Origin of the sequence: Bdellovibrio bacteriovorus (genome assembly GCF_001592735.1) — a bacterium.
Lineage (GTDB): Bacteria > Bdellovibrionota > Bdellovibrionia > Bdellovibrionales > Bdellovibrionaceae > Bdellovibrio > Bdellovibrio bacteriovorus_D.
Map to the genome: position 1 here is coordinate 91,514 of NZ_LUKE01000004.1, position 22,640 is coordinate 114,153.

The 22,640-nt window shown below is 45.5% G+C and carries 17 protein-coding genes; 8 read left to right on the forward strand and 9 right to left on the reverse strand.

Annotated features, from left to right (window positions below):
- Positions 1-230: 230 nt before the first annotated feature.
- The 3 genes from AZI86_RS15520 to AZI86_RS15530 are packed head-to-tail and all read right to left on the reverse strand — an operon-like array spanning position 231 to position 3,789.
- On the reverse strand, positions 231-1,994 hold the full coding sequence (locus AZI86_RS15520) for a hypothetical protein (RefSeq protein ID WP_061836198.1): 1,764 nt from the start codon (positions 1,992-1,994) through the stop codon (positions 231-233).
- Positions 1,991-2,596 carry an ATP/GTP-binding protein gene (locus AZI86_RS15525; RefSeq protein ID WP_061836199.1) on the reverse strand — a complete coding sequence of 202 codons (606 nt, stop codon included), beginning with the start codon at positions 2,594-2,596 and terminating at the stop codon, positions 1,991-1,993. Before AZI86_RS15525 ends, AZI86_RS15520 begins: the two co-directional genes overlap by 4 nt.
- A gap of 50 nt (positions 2,597-2,646) precedes the next feature.
- Positions 2,647-3,789: a phospholipase D-like domain-containing protein gene (locus AZI86_RS15530; protein WP_061836200.1), complete on the reverse strand. Its 1,143-nt coding sequence runs from the start codon at positions 3,787-3,789 to the stop codon at positions 2,647-2,649.
- A gap of 71 nt (positions 3,790-3,860) precedes the next feature.
- Here AZI86_RS15530 and AZI86_RS15535 point away from each other — a divergent pair, with 71 nt between their 5' ends.
- Positions 3,861-4,535: a hypothetical protein gene (locus tag AZI86_RS15535; RefSeq protein ID WP_061836201.1), complete on the forward strand. Its 675-nt coding sequence runs from the start codon at positions 3,861-3,863 to the stop codon at positions 4,533-4,535.
- Here the strand turns inward: AZI86_RS15535 and AZI86_RS15540 are convergent.
- Positions 4,532-5,401, reverse strand: a complete 870-nt coding sequence (locus AZI86_RS15540; protein WP_061836202.1) for an MBL fold metallo-hydrolase — start codon at positions 5,399-5,401, stop codon at positions 4,532-4,534. The two genes, AZI86_RS15535 and AZI86_RS15540, sit on opposite strands and share 4 nt — an antisense overlap.
- A gap of 1 nt (position 5,402) precedes the next feature.
- Positions 5,403-6,695, reverse strand: coding sequence for an enoyl ACP reductase FabMG family protein (locus AZI86_RS15545; protein WP_061836203.1), 1,293 nt, complete (start codon positions 6,693-6,695; stop codon positions 5,403-5,405).
- Positions 6,696-6,815: 120 nt separating this feature from the next.
- Between AZI86_RS15545 and AZI86_RS15550 the strand changes: the two genes are divergently transcribed.
- Positions 6,816-7,568, forward strand: a complete 753-nt coding sequence (locus tag AZI86_RS15550) for a helical backbone metal receptor (protein WP_253715980.1) — start codon at positions 6,816-6,818, stop codon at positions 7,566-7,568.
- Here AZI86_RS15550 and AZI86_RS15555 read toward each other — a convergent pair.
- A complete protein-coding gene (locus AZI86_RS15555) occupies positions 7,565-10,924 on the reverse strand; it encodes a hypothetical protein (protein WP_061836204.1) in 3,360 nt (1,119 codons plus the stop codon). The two genes, AZI86_RS15550 and AZI86_RS15555, sit on opposite strands and share 4 nt — an antisense overlap.
- The gene (locus AZI86_RS15560) at positions 10,911-12,086 is read right to left on the reverse strand and encodes a hypothetical protein (protein WP_061836205.1); all 1,176 of its coding nucleotides are present in this window, start codon (positions 12,084-12,086) and stop codon (positions 10,911-10,913) included. The genes AZI86_RS15555 and AZI86_RS15560 overlap by 14 nt, the downstream gene beginning before the upstream one ends.
- 256 nt (positions 12,087-12,342) lie before the next feature.
- Here AZI86_RS15560 and AZI86_RS15565 point away from each other — a divergent pair, with 256 nt between their 5' ends.
- The gene (locus AZI86_RS15565; protein ID WP_061836206.1) at positions 12,343-13,068 is read left to right on the forward strand and encodes a substrate-binding periplasmic protein; all 726 of its coding nucleotides are present in this window, start codon (positions 12,343-12,345) and stop codon (positions 13,066-13,068) included.
- Between the two features lie 8 nt (positions 13,069-13,076).
- Here AZI86_RS15565 and AZI86_RS15570 read toward each other — a convergent pair whose 3' ends face one another.
- Positions 13,077-14,372, reverse strand: coding sequence for a 3-deoxy-D-manno-octulosonic acid transferase (locus tag AZI86_RS15570; protein WP_061836207.1), 1,296 nt, complete (start codon positions 14,370-14,372; stop codon positions 13,077-13,079).
- Complete coding sequence (locus AZI86_RS15575; protein WP_061836208.1) at positions 14,369-15,412, reverse strand: glycosyltransferase family 9 protein; 1,044 nt, start codon at positions 15,410-15,412, stop codon at positions 14,369-14,371. Before AZI86_RS15575 ends, AZI86_RS15570 begins: the two co-directional genes overlap by 4 nt.
- Before the next feature lie 121 nt (positions 15,413-15,533).
- Here AZI86_RS15575 and AZI86_RS15580 point away from each other — a divergent pair, with 121 nt between their 5' ends.
- From AZI86_RS15580 to AZI86_RS15600, 5 genes are all read left to right on the forward strand, one after another.
- Positions 15,534-16,991, forward strand: a complete 1,458-nt coding sequence (locus AZI86_RS15580; protein ID WP_253715981.1) for a hypothetical protein — start codon at positions 15,534-15,536, stop codon at positions 16,989-16,991.
- Positions 16,981-19,275 carry a hypothetical protein gene (locus AZI86_RS15585; protein WP_061836209.1) on the forward strand — a complete coding sequence of 765 codons (2,295 nt, stop codon included), beginning with the start codon at positions 16,981-16,983 and terminating at the stop codon, positions 19,273-19,275. Before AZI86_RS15580 ends, AZI86_RS15585 begins: the two co-directional genes overlap by 11 nt.
- Positions 19,276-19,289: 14 nt before the next feature.
- Positions 19,290-20,363 (forward strand): hypothetical protein, encoded by a 1,074-nt coding sequence (locus tag AZI86_RS15590; RefSeq protein ID WP_061836210.1) that lies wholly within the window; start codon positions 19,290-19,292, stop codon positions 20,361-20,363.
- Positions 20,364-21,554: a THUMP domain-containing class I SAM-dependent RNA methyltransferase gene (locus AZI86_RS15595; RefSeq protein ID WP_253715982.1), complete on the forward strand. Its 1,191-nt coding sequence runs from the start codon at positions 20,364-20,366 to the stop codon at positions 21,552-21,554.
- An 82-nt stretch (positions 21,555-21,636) separates the two neighbouring features.
- The gene (locus AZI86_RS15600; protein ID WP_061836211.1) at positions 21,637-22,632 is read left to right on the forward strand and encodes a hypothetical protein; all 996 of its coding nucleotides are present in this window, start codon (positions 21,637-21,639) and stop codon (positions 22,630-22,632) included.
- Positions 22,633-22,640: the final 8 nt, after the last annotated feature.

Here is a 22,640-nt window from a genome sequence, read left to right on the forward strand (position 1 = left end):
AAGACACCTTCCAAACCCATCGTGTATTCAACCGCACTCAGCGATGCTACGTAGAGAGAAAATATCTTTTTTTAATAATCAGAGAAAACATTTTGAGGAAATAGGGGCGGCGTTGATTTTAGCAAGAGCCACGATGGCGCGAACCACTGCCAGCGGCAGTGGCGACAACTGAGCCCGGAAGGCGTCCCCGGAGCAAGAGCCTAAGCCCACCCCTAAGGGAAAATCCGTCGCTAGAACTTCCAAGCAACGCCTAAATTAAGGCCGAGTTGTGGATCTTCTTTCTTAGCAGCTGGATCGTACTTGTAGCCATTCAGCGTGAATCCGTAAGAGGCATAGAAAGCTTCAGACATTTTCAAATAGCCCTTCGCGGTCACGAGGTAGGCAGAGCTTAATTTGAAATCATCGCCGCTAGAGCCAAATAAATAGTTGAATTTGAATTCGCTCCAGGTCATTAGTTTTTTTAGGACCTCCGTCGGAGGCGGCGTTAACCAGAAAAATCCCAGTCCGTAAGCCGTGGCAGATACGCCGTCACCTTGGATCATTTGGATTGGCAGGCTTAAGCCCCAGGAGCCATCCACGAAATGCAGACCTTCTTGAGCTCTCCATAGGATTTCGATATTATTGAAATCCACTTTGGCAAAGTCGTCGTTTTCGTTTAAGTGCTGACTTCTTTCTAAGCTTAAGCCCCAGTGAAAGCGGGTGGCGTCAGAATTGATACCTAAGAAATTTTCAAACCACCACTGCAATTCTAATGAGCCAAACATCAATCCCGAGGGAGTGTTGTATTGACCAGACAGCTCTAAGAAGAACGGTAAGCCGCGGTACATGTCGTAAGCGGCTAAATAACTATTTCCGGCGGCATCGACTTTCACATAGTGACGTGTCGATGCGCCGGACTCTAGATCATTCATGATCCATTTTGTTTGATTGCCGCCCAAGCTTTCCACCGTGTCTTTGGTGTCCCCTGATGAAGACACCTGGACGCCAGCTGGGGCCACGACCGTGGTCTCAACCGTTGAAGAATAAGTGCGCGGAGAAGTCGCAGAGGAAATCTGGGGACGGAACTTGGCTTTAGGTAATGAGCCTTTAATGTCAAAGTCTTGGCGTAACGGAATGCCACCATCCCCTTTTAAGTAAACTTGAGGGCGAGCTTTAGACAATGAAATTTGCCATTCGTTATCGCTGAGGCGGCGCACTCGTTTGTTATTCACGGGCTCGGCACCCGCTGCGGAAAGATTTAAACGAGTTCCGTCTTCGCTTTCGGTGATGTCTTTGAAGTCGACGGCTTTGATGCGCGTTTCAACTTCCAGCGTAGCGCCGCTGGCCATCTCGGCCGTGAAAGCGATGTCTTCATTGGCATTATTAAGATAGATCAAGCCCTGGTTACCAACAGTTTTACCGTTGATATTGATTTGCGCGACATTCTTTTGGGAAACGCGTGGGCGAATGTTCCATTCTTGGCCTTGTTTTTGTAATACCAGCTCTTCAGAGCAAAGATACAATCTTGTGCCTTTGGTTTCGCGGAAGATACAGAATTTTAAAAACGGGAAGAACTTCATGTCTTCAAAAAGTGTCGTCGGAATTTCTGCCGTGTACGTGGCCATGTCCGTGCGGGTGGCATTTTCGTCATCACCAGAAGCTGCGGCTTGGGCGCGCAACTTACGCTGATCGACTTTAATGCTGAAAACGGCGATGCCGGAATTATTTTTTATGGCCACTTCGCCATCGGCGATCAAACCTGCGGGCCAAGAAAAATGGGCTTTTTGGTAACCATGTTTAACTTCGTGATCGATATTCAGCGTGATCTTGGTGCTGTCGATAAGAATATCCCCTAAGCGCAATTGGGAATCGCTCATAAGGTTGTATTCAAAGCGCTGAGGCAGGATTTGCATATTGTTTTTTTCAGCCGGGAAGAACAAAGGCTTGCCGCGATTTTGTGCGGACGCAAAAACCGAGGCGAAAATCAAAGAGGCAAATACAAGGGGCTTCATCATGGCAGTAATTCCTTTTTAATTTCTTCGGCACTTTTGTGTGCCAGGATGGCGTTAATAACGGATAATGAAGTCGTCATTTTGGAAAGAAAGTCTTCATTGTGCGTGATCACCACGCGACGAGGATGGCCGTCCCAAGCGCGTTTGATCTTGTCATTCAAATCCCAAGCTTCTTGAAAGCTTTCGGTACGGATGGGATTGGTGGTGTCGTAAAAATCAGAAGAGGCCGTGTCTAAGTGAATAACCCAATCGTAACGAGCCAGTTCCTCGGCGCGGGAAGAATTTAAAGTCTTAAAAAAATGCTCTTCACTTTCGGGCCAATAAGCGACGCTATCTAAAGAACCTCGATCACAGACGATCAATTTTTTTTGGCTGACGACCGCGACCAAATCTTCAAGCTCGCGCTGCGTGTGGTAAATGGCGGTTTGGGCGTGAACAATGGCTTGAGCTTCTTTGTAACGAGGAAAGCCTCCACGATAAAGAATGCTGGCCGCTTCCGGAACCACCGCGCATTTTGACCCAAGCTCTTTTTTAAGGGCTTCAATTAAAGTTGTTTTGCCACCTGAGGGACCGCCGGTAATTGCTAATTTGACGAATGAATTCATGTATAAAGAATCGCTATTTTGCCGGGTTCGGTCAAACTATAACGTTCTTTTTACAGGAGATAACGCAAGCGAAAAGCCAAGCGATAAATCGGGCGAAAAAGCCAAAAGGGACGACTGAAATCTTTTTCGCCGACGCGTTTAGAATCTTGAAGGTCCTTTGTCCATTGACCCAGCATATTTTGTAAACTTGCCGGATCTTTTAACACGGCTTCAACCTCTAAATCATGCAGGATACTGCGGTGATTTAAATTAAAAGATCCGATAAAGACCTCGTCATCAATGATCATGGTTTTGGCATGCAAGATGGTCTTTTGATACTCGTAAATTGTAATCTTTTTTTGCAGCAGAAACCGCACGAGGTAAAAGGCCGCCCACTTGACCATGGGGACATCGGATTTTCCAGGAATAAGAATTTGCACATCAACCCCGCGCTGCGTGGCTTTTAAAAGCGCACGCAGCAAGGAGCGCTTGGGTAAAAAGTAAGCCGTGGTAATATAAATGCGGGATTGTGCTGTTCTCAATCGAACCAGTAAGTTGCGATACAAGCGGCGGCGCGAGCGTTGCGTGGTGTTTAAACGCAAAACATTTTCGAAAGGTTCTTCGCGCAAGCGCCAACGGCCCATCCATTGAGTCAGTCCTTTGACGTAAGTGCGTAAGTAACTGATCTGAAATGCTAAGACCAGGGCCTTAAGTGGCGGACCTTCAACCCACACGCCCGTGTCGCGCCAGGCGCGTTCGCCGCGGTATTTTACGCTGTGATCTTGAGTGAAGTTCAAGCTGCCTAGGTAAGCTCTTTTTTCGTCGATGATGGTGACTTTGCGATGGGTGCGGCGATTCAGACTTTTATAAAAAAGTGAGTTGTTTAAAGAGTATTTAGAAAAAAGCTCTCGCGCCCACAAAAGGGGGTAAGGCAGTGGATGGAAAACGCGAAACTCGATCCCTAAGCGGGAACACATGCGATCCAAATCAGGAATATTATAATAAGCGCCAAAACCATCGACCACGATTTTGACAGAAACGCCGCGCGCGCGGGCTTCACCGAGGGTATTTAAAATAAGTGTCGTTAACGGATCGATATTAAAAATATAGGATTCTATGGTAATGCTTTTGGTCGCTTGGCGAATATCGGCAAGCATACTTTCAAAGTATTCATCGCCAGAATAAAATATGCGAACATCGCTCCATGACTCCATATGTCGATTGTTGATGAAAATATTAAAAAAGTCGACAGCAAAGACTTGGGAAGGGCAAACTTAAGGGCACTATGATTAGAATACTATTATCCGTAATTTTTTTAGTATCATTCCACGCTGCGGCCGCCGTTCCTTCTAACAAAACGACGGTGATCTATTTTGGCCAAGCCAAAGCTGAAGAATTTGACTCCAAAATCAAACCACTTTTTGACGATAAAGCTGGCTGCAAAAACTGTGAGTTGGTGAACTACACGCCCTACACCAAAGAGGGTGAGTTGGATACTGCGGCGTTGCAAGAACGCATTGATTCTTTGCCATCAAGCACAAGCTTCGTCTTTTTTGATTTCAACTTAAAATCCAACGAACAAACAAAGCCATTGATTGAAGCCATCAATAAAAGAGCCGATCTCGGTTTGGTTGTCGTCGGCAGTGCGGGCGTTCCCAAAGAAAATGAAGCTTCCGGTCCATTGAGCAAAACTATGTTGGGGCAAGTGCGTGGCGCTTTAATTATCGGAGAATTAGGGGAAAGAGACCGCCTGATCCCAACCGGTTTTTATGGCCCTGAGATGCTCACAGCCCTTCGTCCACCAAAAGATATGATCGGCCAAGGGCACAGTCCTTTGATTTTTGCGGCAAACCTTGCCGACAAATGGAGTAAGCGTTCTCCGCAAGAGTGGTCGGAACATTTCCGTACCAAAAAAATGAAGACTCGCAAAATCTGGTTGGATTTAGGCGATTTGTTCTAACGGCCTGGAAATAAAACAACACGATCTTGAAGCTCCAAAGGAATATGGCGCTTCAAGATGTCTTTAGCCATCTCTGTCGGGTAACGACTGGATACGTGGATGATGGCAATCTTCTCACTTTCGATTTCTTTTAAACGCGGTAAAAGTTCGTGAAAATGAATATGGCCCCAATTGCGGGCTTCTTGAATGGTCTTGCGCTCATCTAAATAAGTCGCCTCAACAAAAAGAATCTTCGACTTTTTAATCCAGTCTCGGCTGTCTAAAAACTCAATTTGCGTGTCACCGGTAAAACTGACGGCCGGGATATGGTGAAACTCTTGAACCTCTTTGCCTTGACGGCGCAGATCCACGATCTGTCCTTGGCTTAAACCCGCATATTCGGTTTTTAGTTTTTTATGCATTTCAAAAACCGTGTAACCAAAAGATTCAATCCGGTGTGTGGTCGGGAAGGCTTTCACATAGGTTTGCGCATTGAGTGGAAACTCGTCATCGGCACTGACGCCGATAAATTCATACTTGTATTGATGGCCTTCGATTTCTTCCCAGATCTTCATGATGCGATCCATGGGTTCCACCAAAGATTTCGGCATATAAAACTTAGCCGCGGGTTGTCCGGTCATGGCTTTTTGCGAAATGATATAAGGAATACCAGCGGCATGATCAAGATGGCCGTGAGAGATAAAGAAATGCTTTAAGTTTAAAAGATACGGATATCCTTGAGCGACATCAAAGCTTAAAGACAGTTCCGGGATGGCAATCGCCGTGCGAATGCCCGACAGGGAAAGCCCGTGGAATTTATAGTTACCATGACTCCAAGTTACTCCGGCAACGACGGAGTGTTGGCTGTCGCCCGCCTGAACCGACATCTTACATGCTTCTTGCGACAAGGTCGTGACTGATCCAAGCAACCGGAGCTTTCGGCTTCCAAGAATCATGCAACATCACGTAACCGCAGGATTTGAAGACGACTTCACTTAAAACCGCCGTGATCAGATGTTTCTGATCTTTGTGCAGTTCAAATAGGTGGTCTGAGCTTTTTAGCATATACTCCATTTGATCCTGGCGAGAGTGTTGAGGCCATTTTTCATAATTCGTAAACTCTAATGTCAGAGGATTTGTCAGGTAGTCATCGGTGAACTTGATGATCTCACTGAACGTCACTCCGTCTTTGAGTAAAGCTTGGCATTCATTCAAAACTTGTTCAGCATGTTTTTTATCACCGGCGTCTTTTTGAATAGCTGCAAGCAAAGGATAAAGTGACACTTCAACCCCTTGAAACACGGAGCTTGAGTTCGTTAAGATCTCTGGGCAGTTGTAAACGCAGCAATGCACGCCGGTTTTAAAGAACTCTTCAGAGATTTTTTCCAAAGCCATTTTCGCCCAGCCTTGGAAGTAACAAGTGTAAGTCTGCCATTTGTATTGGCCCTTAATATTCACTTCGGTGCCATGATATCCATAGGCCGTATAAGAAACGTGACTGCCTGCGGACTCTAACTTTTTTCGCAAAGGGGCCGAAATTTCAATCAAATGGCGGAATGTATTGGCGGTGACTTCTTCAAAGTTACGTAGGCACAGTTGACCAATTTGGGAATCTAATAAGCTTTGAGTGGGGATGTGGCGATCGCCCATGCCTTTAAAAGCACGGTTTAATAAAGGCATCAGGATTTTCGTGCGCGGAACACCTCCCGCCATCAAATGAGCAAACAAAACATTCGCACCGGCCGGAATGTGCTTTTCTAATTCTTTGACGAACTGTTCAGTGTGTTTTTTGAAACGAGCCGTGCCACGGCTTTGTGATTCGTCAATAGACTTCCAGTTCAACTCCACCTTATCCCAATCAGACATTTTGATGTCTTTAAGCTGGTCGTTGGGGGTTTGACCGTGAGAATCCGGCTCCATATCAAAGCCGGCTTCCAAAGGAACATTGATAAATGGTTGTGGGATGTTCGCCGTTTCTTCGGCGTTCAAAGGACGAAGGCTGCCATCTTTTTCACGACGACCCACAGTGGCGCGCACCACAGTCATGCCACGGCGCTCAGCTTCTTCAACCAAACCGTTGGCATAACCGCGAGAAAAAAGCTCACCAAATAAAACCAAAACATCGCCTTTTTTATAGGCACTTAAAGCGGGCTTTTCGCGGAGTGGAAAGAACTGCGTCATAATACACCTCATCAAAATGAAAGCACCTATAGTGGTCCGGCAAGAATGAGGCGTCAAGTTTGACTTCAAAATACGGCGGCGGGTAATGTATTTCGAGCCCGTTTTAGAGAGGATTTTTTGATGCGTGTGGTTTCAATGGTGCCGTCTTGGACGGAGACCCTTTTAAAAGCAAATGTCAATGTTGTTGGCCGCACTCGTTTCTGTATTCATCCGCCACAAAAAATCACCAATATCCCGATTGTCGGGGGGACCAAAGAAGTTTCCTGGGACCTTGTGATGGATCTTAAACCTGATCTGGTTCTTTTGGATCAAGAAGAAAATCCGTTAGAGATGGCTGAAGAGTGCCCGGTTCCGTATTTAGCCACCCACGTGTCGTCCCTAGATTCATTGCAAAAAGAGTTGGCTCGATTAGGGGAACATTTTGAAAATGCCAAGCTGATGGAGTTTTCAGTGGCCTGTCTGGATGTTTTAGAGGCACCGACTCCGTCATGGGATTTCGCTAAAATTCCGGCCTTTCAAGAGTGGGTGCGTCCGGCCTCTAAAAATTATGAAAACGTCGCTTACATGATTTGGAAAAAACCGTGGATGAGTGTCAGTCGTGAAACTTATATCGGTTCGGTTTTAGAAAAGCTGGGCGCAAAGGTTTTTGCGTTTCCCGAAGGGGATAAATATCCGGTTGTTGAAATTGAGGAATTGAAAGACTGCTTTTTCCTATTTTCTTCAGAGCCTTTTCCTTTTCAGAAAAAAATGGGCGAACTTAAAGCCATGGATTTAGAAGGGGCTGTTGTCGACGGAGAATCTTATTCGTGGTTTGGTGTGCGCAGTATTGAATTCCTGCGCCACCATTTGGGATTGCCACCGATTGTGTACTAGTTACGGTAAAGACCTGGATAGTTTGGACCGCGTGACTTAAACAAATTCTCAATGGACTTGGATTCCACGGTCACTTGATCGTTGATTTCCGTTCCCTTAACCTGACCGCGCAAAGCCGCGATAAAGCTGTTAAAGTCGTTGGTCGAACGAAGAGCGATAAAGAACTTACGATTGCGATCGTCGCCACTGTCTTGCTGACCGGTGCTACTCGTTTCTTGATTGATCAAGTAATAGTTTTCCGTGATGTCGATCGGGGTAGTGCGATCTTCACCATCACACAGCCACAAACCACGAGTCACCGCGGTGGTGCGTTCTTGTTCCGACAAATTCGGATTCACGAATTTAGAGTAATCCGTTTTTGGCAACCAGGCTGTTTTATCCTTGGCGAACAGAGCCGGGTTTAAACGAACCACCGCACACTGTTGATATTTATTCACACGGATCTTGTAAGTATTGGTTTGCACCGTTAAAGATTTAACGCCATTTAAGGACATGGAATCACCCTCGGATTTAGAATCCGAAGTCGCCCAAGACATCGTGTAACCGAAGTCGGTACCGACAGAGAATAAATCCAAAGCCTTTTTAGACATACCCACTTTCGTATTCCATGCCCAAGAACGAGTCGTGTAAGCCGAGTGAGTGGCCGCCATTGAAAAGCTTGTACCCACGGAATAACCTTGGTTCACGCCGCCCACATACTGAGAGCCGGCCACAGCCTTCACAAACATTTGGCGATCAATTTGGAAAAGAGATTTTGGATCTTTTTTCGCCGTGTGCATGCAGCTTAAACCGAAAGAGTCGATCAGGCCGTAATTCACGCCGCCTTTTTTGCCATACATCACGCGCCAATAGTCTTTGCTCCAGAACGCGCAAAGCTTTAAAGCTGTTTCAGTGGAGATCTGACCGGTGCTGATGATGTTTAATAGTTCCGCTTTAGTTAAAAGCTGTTTTTCAGCTAATTTAGTTCCCCCTAAAAGTTCCACCAGGGGAGTGTTGGTTTTAAACAGACTCATCTCGACGGCGTCGACATTGTTTTCTTTCATGAAAACATTTTGTTGGGCGCGAGTTGAAATTCTGTCTTGCAAAGCTTTCTGATCAACAAGACCTTGTTCCACCACTTTTTCGATGATGTTGCTGGTTGATGAGTTATTAATACCTTTGCCTTTTAATAACAGCTCGCTCATGACCGCACCATCCATGATACGCAAAGAGCGATTGGCATCATCCACATTCAGAATGATGGTGCCCACATACGTAGGGCTTTCTAAAGATGATTTTTTATCGATGGCCGAACTTAATGGCAATGAAGCATCTTTAAGTTTGATTTCTTCTTTTGTGACGGTCACCTTGCTGTCGTCAATAGGGTGGATTTCTACCAAGATGGTGTTGCGATTGCCCAAAGCTTTGAGGTCTTGGGTTTCGTAAGTTAAATCCGTATTCACCTGACCACTTAAAACGTTCACAAATTTTTCTGCCGAAGCTACGTAGGTGTTTTGGTTGTTATCATAGTCTTGGTTTTTTACGATTGCCGTGCGCAAAAGGTAGACGCCATCACGCAAGCGCTCTGGATTGCTCCAACCATTTGAAAGGCTGGAGTACACAAGCATACGACCGTCCATTTTGAACTGGATTTTTTTGACCATGGTCATATTCAAGTTCGCATCAATTTTATAACGGTAGGAAACAGTATTATAGTTGAACCCGTCTAAGGCAATCTGGGTGCGAGGACGCTCTTCGGACTTACAGTCCAATGGTAATTTTTCTTTAGGATCGACGTAACGTAAATCACGTCCTAATGCATTTCCGTTTGTTTCCCAAGGATTTACCAAGATGCCGATCTCTTCATTAACTCCTAGATCGGCATTTTGAAACTTGACCGAACCTTTTAAATAACGGTGGCAAGCAAAGTAATCAAAGCTGATGTTTTCTTCCCAGATAACACAAGAATTCACATCCGTCGTTTTTTCCACGGTCGTGGGAACTGCTGAAGAAGATGGATTGAATTTCGTGATCTTAAAGGTCTGAGCGCGCACGGTTTTTTGATCTAAGCCGTGACGGAAGCAGGCTTTAATAGAGTAATAAATTTGTCGGCTCGACGTGTGCTCTTGGCCTACGCGCAGAAAATCGAAATCAAGTTTGGCGATTTGAATTTTTGGCTTCTGATAGATATCGGCTTCTAGGTCATTGGGGCGGTTGGCGTTTCTTAAAACGCGCACGGTTTCTTCGCCTTTTTTGCCGTCCGTGATGACGGGTGAGGCCACAGTTGGCTGTGACATGATTTCTGCAATATTAGCATTTATGAAGCTGTCTAATTTAAAATGAGGATTTTGCGAAACCAGCGGACTTAACTTTAAGAATCCGGTTCCTTTAAGGCCATCATACTCACTGATATAATAAACGCCCGCAAAGCCACTCATGCCTTGAGGCGCGCCGATCGGCTCAAGCTCTAAACCTAAGAAAAACTGACCACGCGTAGGCAGCGCGGGTAAAGACATCGGAGCTTTGACGCTTAAGTTTCCGTTGGTCATGGTCGCTTGGATATACTCAGTTTGGGCCATCAAACGACGGATCTCTTTGGTGGTCGTGTAAGCATGAATCAGTTTTAAGCGCGCACGGAAAGTTCCGGACGTTAGTGGGCGGCTGAAAAGATCGCCGTTCATTTTGCTTAGCTGTAGGTTAACTTTCGGGTGAACTTCAACCGAAACGACAATTTTATCCGCGGTGATTTTTTGTTCCGTGATAAAAAAGCGCCCCTCGTCAACTAAGAGCGGACGCACGATCGGGGTGTTTTCTTTCGAAAAACCCTTTAATGCTAAGGCGATGTCGGTTGATTTATTTAATAGACGTGGAATTTCATTGCCGTCATTGGGGTTTAGGACCGGTGGTAAGTTTTCTCCGTGCGACCAGGGGTTGATCGCAAAAGAAACTTTTTGTTCCCCTTTGTGAAGCTTTGTTCCGCGGATCGTGCGCTCTAATAAGATATACTGAGAGTCAGATAAATAGTTGAAATTGATTTGTTCGGCCCACGTGATGCAACCTTCTTTGTCGCTGGTAGCTTTGGTTTCATTTTCAACGATTTGGAATTCATGACCTTGGATGGCTTTATCGTAAGCCACATCCTTAAGGCAGGCCACTAAGTTAAAGACTTTGGAAACGGGCAGAGCAAAGGTTCCTTGAACTTGAGTCTCAATGCCTTGAGATTTCTTAACGTCCGCCGTTGCTTTGAAAGTCGCAACAGAAGTGCCGCTTTTGCTGTTTTCAGGCTTTTCCTGGGGTGAAGGAAGGTTACAACCCACCAAAGAAACCGTCAGCAGCATATTCATTAAGATGAAATTGAGGCTTTTAGATGTCAGCATAAGAAGTCTCCAATTTCAAAAATACTTTTTGATCTTTCGATTGAATTGAATTGATGAACATGACGTCAGATTCTTGATACTCAACGCCCACGCGGAAGCCTTGCTTTTCAAAGTCCAAGAAGGTCTTAGCAAAGTATCCGTTGCGATTGGTTTCAAAGCGATTGGCATTAAAGTAAGACACCGCCGCCTCCGGAGCGATAGAGAAAATACCGCCAGTGATATCCAGGCTTAAACCTTTATTAAAGTAGATCTCGGCACCCGCGCCGTAAGTAGATCCCGAAGCAAATTCTGCGGCCGCTTTGGTGTTTGTGATGTATTGGGCTCCGCCGACGATATTTAGCCATGCCGTGACCGGGGCTTTAAAGTCAACTTTCGCCTCATAGCCTTCAAATTTGTTGGTAAAGGCATATTGTGCGTCAGAGATGGATTCAACTTCATTCCCCAAAAGACGCGAAGACTGCGCCACCGCAGATGGGAGGTTATTAAAGATGAAGTATCCACCGGTCATACGAAGATAAAGGTTTTTAGAGCCTTGCAAATTCACCTTTAAAGCAACGGTATTTAATGAAGGTGTAGGCTCAAGTTCGCGTGTGTTTGTGCTCAATGAGGTTGATGTCGGGATGGCGGTTTCAAATACAAAGGCCGAAAGCACAGTTCCGCGAGTCAAAAGAAGTTCGGCGCGTGCCGCAGGGAAAGCAATTTCATCGACAAGCAGGTCTGAGTGCAGATAAGTTTGATTTAAAGCGCCCGCAGAAATGCGTGTGATGGATAAGGGGCGATAAACCAAAGCGGCTTGAGTTAAAGAGATTTTGTTTTCGGGCTTATCAGCTCCGTCGACGGATTGAGTGGTGCCAGATTGAAGGCGTAAAGAGGGTTGAAGGTCGATAAGAAGGGTTGAGTGCAATTGGTATTTTGCTTTAAGGTCGGTTTTTAAAGCAAAGATTTTAGATTGGCTTTGCTCATCATGATAATCTTCGCCACTCATACGCAAACGCCACTCAGCAGAAAATTTCTTTTCCGCTGTCGCCGCTTTGGCATTTTGAGCCTCTTTGACCACCTCTTTGGCCACCTCTTTGATAGAGGCGCTCGATTGACCCTGAGCCAGAGAAACTGAGCTCAGTATCAAAATGAGACAAAATGTGACGTATGCGATGCTCTTCATTCGTACCCCGTTGCCTTTCCTTATATCAATATCTGTGCTCGAAACTGCAGGGTTGTATTGAAAGCAATTGGTTTTAAAGATAAGACTCTATACAGATGACATTTTAGGGCAGCCACGCCCCATATCCATGAACTTAATCTGTATTAAAACCGAACGTTTGTGAGAGGATAGTTCATGAATTTTGAAGAAAAAATGCATTTGAAGATGCCATGGATGTAACTGTTTTTAGGGCTCTTGCCCGGAGCATAATGAAAGCATGAAGAACGTGCTGGTGTTATTTTTTATCTTAGTGTTTTCACTTTCGTCCCAGGCAGAAAGTTGGAAGATTGCCACCTTAGAATGGCCCCCTTATGTCTGTTCAAAATGTTATAAAAACGGTGCGGCGGCAGACGCCCTGAGGGAGGCTTTGCAGAAAAAAGGCATCACTGTTGAATTCGTTTTTTACCCGTGGGTGCAAACGCGCAAAATGGCGGCGCGAAGATCTTTTGTGGGGTATTTCCCCGCTTGGAAAGAAGAAATTTTACCTGATTTCCAAGCGTCGGCCCCTTTGTTTTCTTCGCCCGTCAGCTTTATGGAGCGAAAAGAAAATCCCATGAAGTGGGAACAGCTTAAAGACCTTAAAGGTAAAACCTTTGCGGTGACGGAAGGTTATGGCAACACGGCTGAATTCAATGCTTTGGTGAAAGATGGATCTTTTAAAACCGTGACGCTTTTAAGCGAAGAATCCACTATTCGACGTCTTATCGCGGGCAGTGTGGATGCGGTCCTCATCGATATGTTTGTGGGAACGTACTATTTGAAAAAGGTCTTTTCTTTACATCGAGACAAAATCCGCCTTAATCCTAAAGTTCTTGAAACAAAAGACCTGTATTTTGCTTTTAATGAAGCCAGCCTGCCTAAGGTGGAAGTTTTAAATACGGCATTGATGCGACAAAGCTTTCAAGAATCCGTCGAACAATACGTCAAACAGCGAATGAAATAGATCTTGGATTAAGACTCTAAGATCTTTTCAATTGAAGCCATCACGCGCAAGGTTGACTTCTTATTCTTACCCACTTCTGAACGAATCTCTTCTTTGATATGAGGCCATTGTTGCTGCAGTTTTTTCATTCTTTGCAGTAAAACGACGACGTCCTCGGGGGAGTGTACGACCTGCACAATCATTCCCGATGAAAAGCTTTTCTTCTGGTAAAACAAAGCCTCGCGGTTGTTCTGGTGGTGAGGTCCGACCATCACCGGCAGCCCCGCCGCCAAAGCCTCCATCACGCTGTGGACTTGTTTTTTAAAGGAACCGCCGATAAAGGCCACATCCGCCCACGTGTAAAGCTCGGCTAAGATTCCAACCTGATCGATGATCAAAATCTCATCACCATGCCATTGCAGAGCTTTAGAGTAACGAACATGCTTTAAGCCGGCGCTGTCTAACTGGGCTTCAAGGCTTGTTAAATGCTCTTCGTGAGTTTCATGAGGTGCAATGATCGAACGTAAATAAAGTCCTTTTAGCTTAGCCAAAGCCGTCACTAAGACGGTTTCATCTTCCGGCCATGATGAACCGGCGATAAAGATAAAATCCTCAGGGCTTGGCATCAGCTCATTTTTTAAAGCGCGCGGATTTTCAAGGCGGTGAAAGACCTGATCAAAACGGGTATCGCCACTAACAACCACTGAGGTTTTTAAAGCCAAGGCATCTAAATTCTGAATGTCTTCAGCAGAAACGCAGTGCACTTCATCTAAGAATCCCAAAGTGTGGCGGGTTAAAAAACGAGAAATCCCCTTCAGGCGCGAAGAGTTTTCCGCAAATGTCGCAGAAAACAGCATCATTGGGACTGAGTTTTTATGCGCCACTTCGGCTAAGACCGGCCACACATCCGTGCGGGAAAAAAGCAGCATGCGCGGATTCCAGCGCGAAATAAAATGCTGAACTGAGCTTGAAAGGTCCCAAGGTAAAGAAGCCCAAACATCGACTTCAGGGATTTGCGCTAAGATTTTTTTAGCTGATGGCGAAGTGTAGGTGACCAGCAAGGGGATTTCCGGAAAACGTTTTTTAAGTTCACGAATCACCGGACGAGCATATTCTATTTCACCACTGGCGGCATGGATCCAAATGGGCTGGCTGGCGCGGATTTGATCTTCGCTCAAAGAGGATTTGATATTTGTTAAAGAATGATTTTTATCCTCGATCATCTCGCGCAGCTTGCCACTTAAAAAAGGACGCAAGAGTTGCAGTAGTACATACACAATAGGAGCAAGAATGTATTTATAAATAAAAAACACAAAAGAACTCATAGGCCCGAATCTTTCAGTTGTCGTACAGAGTTAGAAACCATTTCTGGAGAGATATCGACAAGGCATTGATGAAATTTAAATTTATTGATGCAAGGTCCTTGACCGTGTTTGCTGCAAGGACGGCAAGGTAAATTGATTTCCATAATCTTCGTTGCGGGACGAGACGGAAAGCCAAACGGAGCGGGTCCCATGAGGGCCACGGCAGGCTTTCCCAGCTGCTCTGCCACATGCAAAAGGCCGGTGTCGTTGGCTACTATCAGTTTTGATTCCGCCACCACGGCGGCACTGACTTGCATCGAACATTTTCCCGCTAAGTTTAAAACACGCTCGGGCGCGACCGCACGGATATCTTCGATAAACGAATCTTCGGGCCCCCCTAATAACACAAACTTGTCATCAGGGTGCAGTTCGATCAGCTTCATAAAATAATCTTTAGGCCAGCGCTTTAAAAAATACGCCGCCGAAGGGGCTAATGCGATGGCATTTTTAAACTCGCCTAAAAGCTCGCGGGCTTTGGCACGATGGATGTCACTTGGAAAAAGCTGCGGGGCTGGGGGCGCCAGTTTTGAGACTCCCCAAGGTTGCAGAGGCTCTAAAAGATCGCGCTGACCTGAAAAAGGCATTTCAAATTTATTAATACGAAAACGGAAAAGTAAAAATCTTTTCCAGCGACGGATCGATCGACGAATGAATTTTGCCCCCAGGCCTAAAAAACCCCACGGTCGCAACGTCCAGACAACCAGGCGTGAGCGCATGTTGTTGTGAGCATCGTAAATATGCGTGAATTTTTCTCCGCGCATGGACATCGCCAGTTTTACAAGCTTCCAAGGTTTGTCTTTGCGATCAAAGGCCCAGACACGGTCAATGGCCGGGTGGTTTTCTAATAGCGGAGCCATATCCTTGCGAGTGATAAACTGGATTTCCGCCTCAGGATAGGTTTGTTTAATGCCCGCAGGAACGCTCAAAGTCTGAATCACGTCTCCATAGGCGGAAAAGCGAATGATTAAAAATTTAGCACTTTTAGGCGTCCGAACTAACATGCCTTCGAGCCTAACAAAGGCGCCGAAAAAGGTCACTTGTTTAAAAGTTTTTAAGAGGCTGGGTCATAAAAGGCAGCTGGGTGGGTACGACCCTTGAACGTTCAAGGGGGTGAGGAGGCCCATGAATTATGAGGTCTTAAAACCCTTCTGGGGATCAATTAAATTCGTTTTGGCTGCAGGGTCCCTCCTTTTAGCGCCTCTGGGGGCCTTTTCGCAAGGCACGACGGCTTCGACAATGAAGCTTTCTACACCGCCACAGTTTAAACAGGCCGCTCCGGTGGCGGAATCTACGGCCGCTATTTCTAAAGTCCATACAGAGATGCGCCTTCTTTCGGATTCATTTATCAGTCCCGATTTTGAAGCCACCCAAAAAACCAGCTATCAATTTGTTGGAGCGCAATTAAGAACAGATCCCTTTGCCGATGAAGTTTTAAAAATGGATGTTTCGGGTGCGGTGGCCTTGGGCGCTCCGCTTTTAAATTATTTGAATATCGCAGAACTTTACACGCAATCCCGCTTTGGAGATGACTCAACACTTTATATAGGTCGCAAGCGTATTAACTGGAATGAGATGGATGCGCGTTGGGATTTGGGCGTGTGGGAGCCGTTATTTAAGTGGAATCCACTGTCTCCAGAACGCCAAGGACTTTCCGGTCTTTTTTGGCAAGTCGATCGTCCTTATTATACAATGACTCTTTTTGGATCTCCTTTATACATTCCGGATCAAGGACCCAGTTTTGAAATTGAAAATGGCAGTTTTGTTAAGGGGAATCCGTGGTTCCGCCGTCCGCCTGATAGCATCCGCATTTGGCAAGAAGCAACGGGGATTGATTATCAATTTAAAAAACCTGATGAGACCCAAATCGTTTTGCAAAACTCTTTCGGTATGAAGATCTCTGTTGGGGACCCACAAAGTTTGCGTGCGCAATTAAGCTATGCCTACAAACCTGCCAACCAATTGGCGATTGGTTATGAGGGCAATCTTGATGTCGGCCAACTTAAAGGGGTCGTGGATTTACAACCTCAAGTCTTTTATCACTCATTAATGGGAGCTGATGTTAGCTATCGTATTCGCAATTTCCGTATGGGGATGAGCGGAACCTTAGATCGTCCCAGCAAAGATGAAATTTTCGAAGAAAAATGGACTCATCCTGTTTTCACCGATGCGACTTTGTTAAGTCCCTACATGGAGTGGAGCAATGCCCGTTGGGGCGTAAGCGTTCAGCATTTAGAAATCTTCGGTGGAGAAGTGACCGAACAAGGGGAGCTGGCTAATCCCAATCGCGCGGCACTTATGACGCGTTATCCTTATCGTCAAGCCCAACAGATTGCGTTGATGACGAATTATGCATTTAAAAAGGATCGCCGCCTTATTTCTAAGCTCAGTTTGACTCACTCTGAAAAAAATGATTTTGACTTGATCCGTTTCAGCGCGCGTTTCCGTCTGTCGGGCCTATGGTCCCTGATGGGCGAAATGCAAATGGTGAAAGCGGGCCCTTTGACGGTTGAAAATCAAAACGAAATTGCTCAATTCGTAAATAATGATCGTCTGATGGTGGGAGTCGCTTATGTCTTTTAAAGCGGTGACTTCATTAGGCCTGTCGGCAATCTTAACTCTATCTACGGTGGGTTGCAGTGACTATTTGAAGGGTGAAAAACACAAACCCGAAGTGATCGAATTTTCAGATGCTCGCTTTAAGTGTCTGCAGGATTTGCCCACGCAAATGAAGGCATTTTCTATCGGTGAAATCAGCCAAGCCGATATCGAAGGCGGTTTTGATTGCATGAGTGAGGCCTTAAAATACTTTAACAAAAAAACCTTTGGTTCGGTTGAAGGTGGCTACACGGTTGAAGAAATCCGTCGGTTCTTTGGGAAATATTTTTTAAAACAAAACAATGTGACGGCCGAGTTTGCGAAGGAGTTGATGAAAATCAAACGCGCGCTTGTCGGCGGAACTGTTGAGCAGCTAAAAAAAGATGAAATCGCCGGGCTTATTGAGTTTTTGTCGGTCGTAAAAAAAGAAGCGATTTTATTAACTCCCCACATAAAAATTCTTTTAAATCAAACTCATCAGAAAAAAGCTGAATGGGAACAGATTTCCATGGCGACAGAGCAGCTGCGCCGAAGTGCCAAGAAAATATTGGAAATCACGCAGATTGCAAAATCAGATTATTCATTCGAAGACGCGAAGAATGTTTTGGCCGGATTTGCGAAATTCATTAAGGGGGAAGAAACCTTTGCCCCTTACGAGCAATATGGAGAATGGGTGCCGGTAGTTGAAGCCGTTAAAAACATTCTTTTAGGCCGTCGCGCCAACTTTACGGGCCTCAGTCAATGGATGGACGCTTTGGATTCCTTTGTCGACGTGTATGAGTTGCTGTTGAAGTATCACTACAACTTAAGTGATTTTGAATTTAATGACGCTCAGAAATTGCGTCAAATCAGTCAGTTCTTAAATAAAGCCATGAAGGTCATCGCCGAATCTCATCAGATGAGAATCATCGGTTATATTCCGGTACAGGACCTAGATGCTTTGATTGATCAGGTTTTGCCTAAGACCCATTTAAATATTCAACCGGCTTCTGCTAAAAAAATGTATCGTGCGGTCTTGTTAAAAATGCTCGATCCCCAGCGCAAGGCTGATACGCGTGGATTTATCGGTTTAGAGCGCAAACACCTGGCGACTTTGCAGCGGGAATACAATGTATGGCGTTTGATTCAAAGCTTCGTAGATAACGTTCCATATCCAGAAAGCACCCAAGCCTTGTCACAAGAACAACTGGTATCGGCTTATAAATCTTTTGATAAAAACTTTGTGATTGAAAAAGGTCTGACGGAAGACCCTTTTGAGCAGCAGGCTTTGAAATGGGCCTGGGAAGACTATGGCTTGTTATTACAAAGTAAGATTCCAGTTATTTATAATAGCCAGGGTCAGATGTTTATTTCTTTAAACACCGCTAAGACCGGTCAGACTTGGAAGTCCTTATCCAAGGCCAATTTAATGCGTGGTCTGTCGCGTATTTTGATGATTGGTTATGGTGACAACGTTGATAAAACCATGAGCCAGGCAGGCATTTCCAAAGAAGGATTAAGCTCTTGGTATGATGACTTTAAAGAGTTTTTCTTGGATATCGGCGCTTTCGATCCACGCACGGGCAACTCGGGCGGGCGCAGCTTCCAAGAGGCCAACTTTTTTACTTTCAGTGGTAATGGAAATGAGACCATGGACCAAGCTGAAACTTATGAGTTTGTCAGCACGCTGTTTGCCGCCGGACTAGCGACATCAGAAGCTTTGCAATCGGGCCTGACGAAAGTGTGCGCGATGGAAACCAAAGATCTTTTCGGAAAAGCATTCTTGAAGCAGGACTGCTTCCAAAAAGAACTGAAAAACCGTTTTGACGTTTATTTTTCGAATGTTCCCGGGATGGCGGCCTATATTAAGTCTTTAAATGACAAACAATGGGCCGAGTTTTTTAATTATTTGTTGGCAACGTCGGCGACTCCGGACCAAAAAGCAGGCTTCATCGATACGGCGAATGTTCGTACCATGACGACCATTTTGCATTACGTAGAAAACCTGATGACCATTTATGATGCGGACCAAAACCAAACTTTCTCGTTAGACGAGGTTTACGCCGCGGCACCCAGATTTATGTCATTCCTTAAAACGGTCAAACCGGGCACTCCCGACACCTTTTTGACGGAAGGTTTTGCGTATCTGGTGTTCAAAGGTGCCATTCCGGGACCGGCGGACCTGGTGGGATTCCAATTTACGAAGAAATCTCTGCCCGAAGCTTCGCGGATGAATATTTTGCGTATTTTCGGAGCCCTCAAGGATCAATTGAACAAGCCTCAAAAGTAATATAAGGTCGACCCATGACGCGTTTATGGGTTCTTATAGGTTTCATTTTATTTTCTTTATCGGCTCAAGCTAATATTGATGATGAAGCGCCTATCATTTTGCGGGGGCCGGCTAATGATGGCGTTTCTCAGCAGAATCCTCGTGCTTCCGCCCGAGTCATCCAGCTTATTGATAATAAAACTTTAAAAGCGGTTTCGAATTTCAGCGATTGGCATATCGGCGAGGTCATTGTTTTAGAATCTCAAACCCCGGGTGTGGGGATTGTGGGCTTTGTTGAAGTGACGGGGATTGAAAACAAGCAAGATGGCACGTTCGAAATCATGTGCGAGCTTTTGCGCCAGTCTCGCACCAGCTTTATTCAGGTGGGCGATCAAATGACCCATTTGGATTTAAGCAGCGATAATGAACGCTACAAAGGCACCACGGATTTAATCATTAAAGAAGAAGGCAAAAAGATTTCCGCAAAATACCGCCCCCTTTTCACTCAAGGGATCACGGCCGGTGACACGGCTCAGACTTTGTGGAAAGACGAATACATGCTGACGTGGTTTGGTCAGGTTAATTACGGCGTGAAATCCTGGTTTACGGCTTCAACAATCGTCCCCGCTTTTTTTGCGGGGGCTCCGAATGCTTCTTTTAAGGCCAAACTTTACGATTCGGTTTCGAATGTTGTTTCTTCCGGTCTGTCTTACGCGAAAATCCCAAATCAAACTTCGTCTTCTTTGAATTTGAATATCTATTGGGACTCGATTTCTTCTGAAAGTACGATCTCACATACTTTTGTCAGTATCGCGCTTTACAGTTTTGATAATGCCGAAAATGCCACGGTGATCAAGTCTTTGGGTACGAGCAGTTTGCAAAGTGGGTATGAGCTCATCTTAAGCAACTGGGATCGCGTTTTATTGGGGCCCAGTTATAACTTTGAAAGCAAGACGGTCGGTGGCTACTTGACGTACTTGAAAATTTGGGACCGTTTCCACTTAGGTGCATCTTTGACCTCGACAGATATTACGGAATTCACTCTTTTTCCTAGCGGTGACAATGCGAATGGTTACTTCGTTTCTTTTGATGCGTACTGGAGATTTTAGTTGAACGCCTTCTTTGTTTCCACCGCGATGGGATTTGAAAAAACCGCTCTTCAAGAAATGAAAGAGATCTGGCCTTATTTATTAGGCAAGGATTCGCAAACCCACACCTTGCCATTTCCGGAAGTTGTGATTGTGCCAGGGGGCCTAGAATTTGAAACCGATATCTTTGCAGGGCTGCAGCTTAATTTCTTTCTAAAAACCGCCCATCGTGTGCTTTTACGGATGGCAAATTTTAAAACCCGCGATCTGCCAAAATTCTATCAAAAATTTAAATCCCTGCCGTGGAGAGATTATCTTCATCACGGCAATGTGGAATTCGAAGTGGCCGCGCAAAAAAGCCGCGTGAACAATGAAAAACGTTTAGAAGACAGTGCCGGGTCCGCCCTTAAAGAACTCTTCGCCTCGGTCCCCGCGGGGACCGAACCCTGTGCGACGATTTACATTCGCATGGAAGAAGATTATTGCACCATCAGTTTGGATTCTACGGGCGAGCACTTACACAAGCGCGGATGGTCCACATTAAAAGGCGAAGCCCCTTTACGTGAAACCATCGCGAGCTTTATGCTAAAAGAATTTATTGGCGAAACCACAACACCTTCAGAGCTGGCGCGGGTGACGTTGCTAGATCCCATGTGTGGCTCTGGGACTTTATTGTCCGAAGCGCGCACCCTCTGGACGGGGCAGTTTTCGCGTCCTTTTGCTTTTCAAAAATGGAAAAAGACGCCGAAGCTTTTTCAATCCGAAAGTTTTTCTTTAAATTATCGCATGCCCACCACACCTTTGTTTGGAAAGCTGCGCGGCTTTGATTTGAACCCCGAAATGCTCGCCGTCGCGCGAACAAACTTTGCCGAAGCAGAAAGTCAAATTGCCAAACACACGCGAGAGTCGTTGGTGAAGGCCGACTTTGCGGTGAAAACCCAAGACGCTTTAAAGAACACCGAGGCATTCTCAGGTCCCTTGTGGATGATCTTGAATCCGCCTTACGGGGAGCGTCTGCCTCAAGCTTTGACAGAGGGTTTTAAGGGCTTAGCAAAAGAACTGTGTTCTCTTTACAAACCTCAGCAAATCGGCTTCTTGTATCCGGAACGCGAGCCTCTTTCAGTGATTCCAGCGGGTTATAAGAAATCTAAAGAGATTAAAATCAATAACGGGGGCTTACGCTGCCTGTTTACTGTTTTAACATCCGTGTAAATTTTCAGGATTACGTCAGGAAATGTCAGTCAGCGGGAATCCTAGTGGAAGTTTCCGTCCTTTCCGGCTAGATTGCGGACCCATGAAAACACAAAGTCTTCTGACCGCTCTTTTTCTTTCCTCGGCACTTTTAACCACGGCTTGTACTCGCGACGTGAAGCTGGATACTTCCGGCGGTGGTCTTCGTACCAACAGCCGCAATGGTGGTAATAATGGCGCGGCCACGTCTTTCAACTTAAAAAGCTCGTTTTCGCTGGCGGCTTTCTTAGGTGAAAGACAAATCGAAGTGATTCAATTTATCAAAGTTGCGAGCGAAACTCTGGATGCTGGTAACAATAACTTCCGCGTTGAAAAACTGAATGCCGACGGCGCTGTTCATACCTATGGGGTGAGCACCGAAGTTAAAGACTTTGTCTATGAGGGTGCTGAAGGTTCTGTTAAATCGGGAGTTTCAAAAAAAATCGCTGTGGGCCTCTCATTTCAGGGTGGACAGTTAGAGGGTTTATCGGCAGAGGCGGACAAAATTTGTGAGAACAAAGGAAAAATCTTTCCCTGCGTAATGCGATCAAATGCGGATGCCGTTGGTAAGGATAAGTACTACGTCAACTTGCAAGAGACTGTTTACAATGTCATCGTCGCGGTGGGCAGCTCACCGGACCAACTCACTGTCCGTTTCGTGACGGAAGGTAAGATCATCGGCAGTAAGTCTGCGGCTGAAAAACGCTCTGAACAAAATATTAAAATGCAAATGAACTTGGTGGTTGATCGCGCTTCTTTAAGCACGAACACGGTTAAAATCTTAAGCTCGGCAATCACTCTTGATTATCCGAATCAAAACGACAACACCAAGGCCCCTTGGTTTGTTAAAATGGATGGTGCCAATCAAACGGTCATCTTAGATACGAACTGCAACCGATTGAATGGATCTGCAAGCTTTGTTTCTGACCCGAAAAAACCAGCGACTGTCATGCTATTTAGCGATGACAGCGTGTCGATCCAAGGTAAAGACTGGAATAAAACTTTGGCTGAATGCGGTCAACGTCCGGTGGTGGATCTAAGCCGTTTGCAAGTTTACTAAGTTTAGAA

Bases quoted from the DNA above. Each gene is read 5' to 3' on its own strand.
- AZI86_RS15560 (WP_061836205.1), bottom strand. From the start codon at position 12,086: ATGAAGAGCATCGCATACGTCACATTTTGTCTCATTTTGATACTGAGC.
- AZI86_RS15550 (WP_253715980.1), top strand. From the start codon at position 6,816: ATGCGTGTGGTTTCAATGGTGCCGTCTTGGACGGAGACCCTTTTAAAA.
- AZI86_RS15545 (WP_061836203.1), bottom strand. From the start codon at position 6,695: ATGACGCAGTTCTTTCCACTCCGCGAAAAGCCCGCTTTAAGTGCCTAT.
- AZI86_RS15600 (WP_061836211.1), top strand. From the start codon at position 21,637: ATGAAAACACAAAGTCTTCTGACCGCTCTTTTTCTTTCCTCGGCACTT.
- AZI86_RS15540 (WP_061836202.1), bottom strand. From the start codon at position 5,401: ATGTCGGTTCAGGCGGGCGACAGCCAACACTCCGTCGTTGCCGGAGTA.
- AZI86_RS15525 (WP_061836199.1), bottom strand. From the start codon at position 2,596: ATGAATTCATTCGTCAAATTAGCAATTACCGGCGGTCCCTCAGGTGGC.
- AZI86_RS15535 (WP_061836201.1), top strand. From the start codon at position 3,861: ATGATTAGAATACTATTATCCGTAATTTTTTTAGTATCATTCCACGCT.
- AZI86_RS15585 (WP_061836209.1), top strand. From the start codon at position 16,981: ATGTCTTTTAAAGCGGTGACTTCATTAGGCCTGTCGGCAATCTTAACT.
- AZI86_RS15555 (WP_061836204.1), bottom strand. From the start codon at position 10,924: ATGCTGACATCTAAAAGCCTCAATTTCATCTTAATGAATATGCTGCTG.
- AZI86_RS15565 (WP_061836206.1), top strand. From the start codon at position 12,343: ATGAAGAACGTGCTGGTGTTATTTTTTATCTTAGTGTTTTCACTTTCG.
- AZI86_RS15580 (WP_253715981.1), top strand. From the start codon at position 15,534: ATGAATTATGAGGTCTTAAAACCCTTCTGGGGATCAATTAAATTCGTT.
- AZI86_RS15590 (WP_061836210.1), top strand. From the start codon at position 19,290: ATGACGCGTTTATGGGTTCTTATAGGTTTCATTTTATTTTCTTTATCG.
- AZI86_RS15520 (WP_061836198.1), bottom strand. From the start codon at position 1,994: ATGATGAAGCCCCTTGTATTTGCCTCTTTGATTTTCGCCTCGGTTTTT.
- AZI86_RS15575 (WP_061836208.1), bottom strand. From the start codon at position 15,412: ATGTTAGTTCGGACGCCTAAAAGTGCTAAATTTTTAATCATTCGCTTT.
- AZI86_RS15570 (WP_061836207.1), bottom strand. From the start codon at position 14,372: ATGAGTTCTTTTGTGTTTTTTATTTATAAATACATTCTTGCTCCTATT.
- AZI86_RS15530 (WP_061836200.1), bottom strand. From the start codon at position 3,789: ATGGAGTCATGGAGCGATGTTCGCATATTTTATTCTGGCGATGAATAC.